Origin of the sequence: Methylobacterium gregans, assembly GCF_022179245.1 — a bacterium.
GTDB classification, from domain to species: domain Bacteria; phylum Pseudomonadota; class Alphaproteobacteria; order Rhizobiales; family Beijerinckiaceae; genus Methylobacterium; species Methylobacterium gregans.
Genome location: NZ_BPQM01000094.1, coordinates 1 through 2,722 on the forward strand (window position 1 = coordinate 1; position 2,722 = coordinate 2,722).

The window sequence follows — 2,722 nt, forward strand, 5'->3', positions numbered from 1 at the left end:
GCGCTGGAGCGCCTGCGCGGACGGGGCTTGGCGTTTCTACACCTTCATCGGCGGCACCCAGTTCATGTTCGCCTGGGACGCCGACCCCGCCCGAATCGAGGCGCGGATCGGCGACCTGCGGGATGCGGCGGGTTGGCCCGGGTATCCCAACGGGATTCGGGCTCGAATCCCGCTGGAACCCGAGCCTGCTCAGGCGAGCCAGCCAGGCACCCGGTCGAGGCCGATCAGCTCCTCGTAGGTCTGGCGCGGGCGCACGATCGCTGCGTCCGCGTCCCGCACCAGCACCTCCGGTACGAGGCGGCGGCTGTTGTAGGTGCCCGCCTGGACCGCCCCGTAGGCCCCCGCCGTCATCACAGCGATCAGATCACCGGGGCGCACCTCAGGCATCTCGCGGTTGAGCGCCAGGTAGTCGCCGGTCTCGCAGACCGGGCCGACCACATCCGCGACGATGCGGGGCGCGTCCGGACCGGGTTCCACGACGGGGCGCAGCGCGTGATAGGCCTCGTAGAGGGTCGGGCGGATCAGATCGTTCATCGCGCCGTCCACGATGACGAAGGTCCGGCCTTCCGAATGCTTCACGTAGATCACGCGCGTGACCAAGATGCCGGCATTGCCGGCGATCATCCGCCCGATCTCGAAGACGGGCCTGAGCCCGAGCGGCCGGAAATGCGGCCGCAGCGTCGCGGCGAGCGCCGCCGGATCCGGAGGCGGCGCGTTGTCGTCCCGGTAGGGGATGCCGAGACCGCCGCCGAAATCGATGTGCTGCAGCGGGTATCCCGAAGCGATCAGCTCGCGGGCGAGCCCGCAGAGAAGCGCGGCCGCGCTCGCGAAGGGCGCCAGATCCGTGATCTGACTGCCGATATGCATGTCGACGCCGTGGACCGCGAGCCCCGGCATCGCGGCGGCCTCCGCGTAGACGGCGGGCGCCCGCGTGATCGGGATGCCGAACTTGTTCTCGTACTTGCCGGTCGAGATCTTGGCGTGTGTGCCGGCATCGACGTCCGGGTTGACGCGGATCGAGACGGGCGCCCTCGCCCCCAAGCTCTGCGCGACCTCCGAGAGAGCTGCGAGTTCCGGCTCGCTCTCGACGTTGAAGCAGAGGATTCCGGCCTTCAGCGCCGCTGCCATCTCGGCGCGGGTCTTGCCGACGCCCGAGAACACGATCCGTTCGCCCGGCACGCCTGCCGCGAGAGCCCGGCGCAGCTCGCCCTCCGAGACGATGTCCATGCCCGCCCCGAGGCGGGCAAGGGTGCGCAGCACCGCCTGGTTTGAATTCGCCTTCATGGCGAAGCAGACGAGGGCGTCGTCGCCCGCGAACGCGTCTGCGAAGACCCGGTAGTGCCGCTCCAGCGTGGCGCTGCTGTAGCAGTAGAACGGCGTGCCGATCTCCTCGGCGAGCGGCGTCAGGTCGACCGCCTCGGCGTGGAGGCGGCCGTCGCGATAGTGGAAATGATGCATCGGTGCGCCCGTCCGGGCCTTTTACAGGAGAGGGTCGAGGATGAAGGGGGCCTTCGGGACCCGGTAGCCGCGCTTGGCTCCGCGGCTGGTCTCGATCGGCGCCTCGCTGCCGCCGGGCGCCACGGCCGAGAGGCTGAGTTCGTCGCCGGCCCGGACCGCATCGGGATCGGGCGTCACCGAGCCGCCGCCGAGGCCGATGCTGTCCGGCAACTGCCGCGGGCTGGCAGTCGCGCTCGTGGAGGCGCTTGCGGTCCCGCCAGTGCCAGGTCCGGGCCTCGCCACCGGTGCTTCCAGCGCGCCGCGGCGGCCGCAGGCCGAGACCGTGAGCGCGAGGCCGATCGCGGCGAGGAGCATCAGGGCACGGTTCGGCAGCATCGCGCTTCGGGTCCGGGAGGTTCCGCCAGCCAGCGGCCGGGGCCGGCGAAGGCCGGAAAGTCGGCTTCTTCTAGCCCCTGCTGCCGTCGAAGGCGAGCGCGGCCCGGCCACACGCGCGCGGGCTCATCCCGGACTCATCGCGGGCTCACAGCGAATCGAGAAGTGGCGACACGGCGTCGAAATGCTCCGGCCAACCCGGCGAACGATAGCCGAGGAGGCGTTCGGCGAGGACCGCCCGAGCCGCCGAGCCCGGCTCCGCAAGGGTTGTGACGGCCCGCGCCCAGCCGGGCCCGTCGAGTGGGTCGAGGAAGTCGCAGAAGCTCGCGCCGATCTCGCGGTGGACCGGAATGTCCGAAGCCACCACCGGCAAGCCTGAAGCCGCCGCCTCGACGATCGGGATGCCGTAACCCTCGGTGAACGAGGGCATCAGCAAAGCCGTGGCACCACGCATCAGCGCGGCGAGCCCGTGGGTCGAGAGGCCCGAGACCTCGACCACGTGCGGACGGATCGCCTCGCAGCGGTCGAGCAGGTCGACGATGTTCTCTGCCTCCCATCCGCGCCGCCCGACGAGGACGAGGCGGGGCGTCTCCGGCCCTAGCCGCTCGGCCAGGGCTCGCCAAAGGTGCAGGAGCAGCAGGTGGTTCTTACGGGGCTCGATCGTGCCGCAGACCAGAAAGGTGGGGCGGTCGGGCGTGACGGAGGGGCCCGCCGGACCGAAGGCCGGCTCGACGCCGAGATGGCCGACCGCGACGGGCGGCGGGGCGAGGCCGGCCCGGCGCAGATGCGCGCGGGTGCGCTCGGCGGTATCGTGGGAGTTCGCCAGGATCGCGGCGGCGTGGCGGCCGATCGTGCGCAGTCGCTCGGCGTGCCGCCCGGCCTCGCCGGGCCG

Annotated in this window: 3 protein-coding genes and 1 pseudogene; 1 reads left to right on the forward strand and 3 read right to left on the reverse strand. The window is 71.7% G+C overall.

Annotation, left to right across the window (positions count from 1 at the left end; all coding sequences use genetic code 11):
- A pseudogene (locus MFF54_RS18450) lies at positions 1-238 on the forward strand (hypothetical protein); the annotation flags it as partial.
- Here the strand turns inward: MFF54_RS18450 and lysA are convergent.
- From lysA to MFF54_RS18465, 3 genes are all read right to left on the reverse strand, one after another.
- Positions 190-1,458 carry a diaminopimelate decarboxylase gene (lysA, locus tag MFF54_RS18455; RefSeq protein ID WP_238304280.1) on the reverse strand — a complete coding sequence of 423 codons (1,269 nt, stop codon included), beginning with the start codon at positions 1,456-1,458 and terminating at the stop codon, positions 190-192. The pseudogene MFF54_RS18450 and the gene lysA sit on opposite strands and share 49 nt — an antisense overlap.
- Positions 1,459-1,479: 21 nt before the next feature.
- Complete coding sequence (locus MFF54_RS18460) at positions 1,480-1,833, reverse strand: lipoprotein (RefSeq protein WP_238304281.1); 354 nt, start codon at positions 1,831-1,833, stop codon at positions 1,480-1,482.
- A gap of 145 nt (positions 1,834-1,978) precedes the next feature.
- A partial coding sequence (locus MFF54_RS18465) for a glycosyltransferase family 4 protein (protein WP_238304282.1) occupies positions 1,979-2,722 on the reverse strand: 744 nt, incomplete at its 5' end.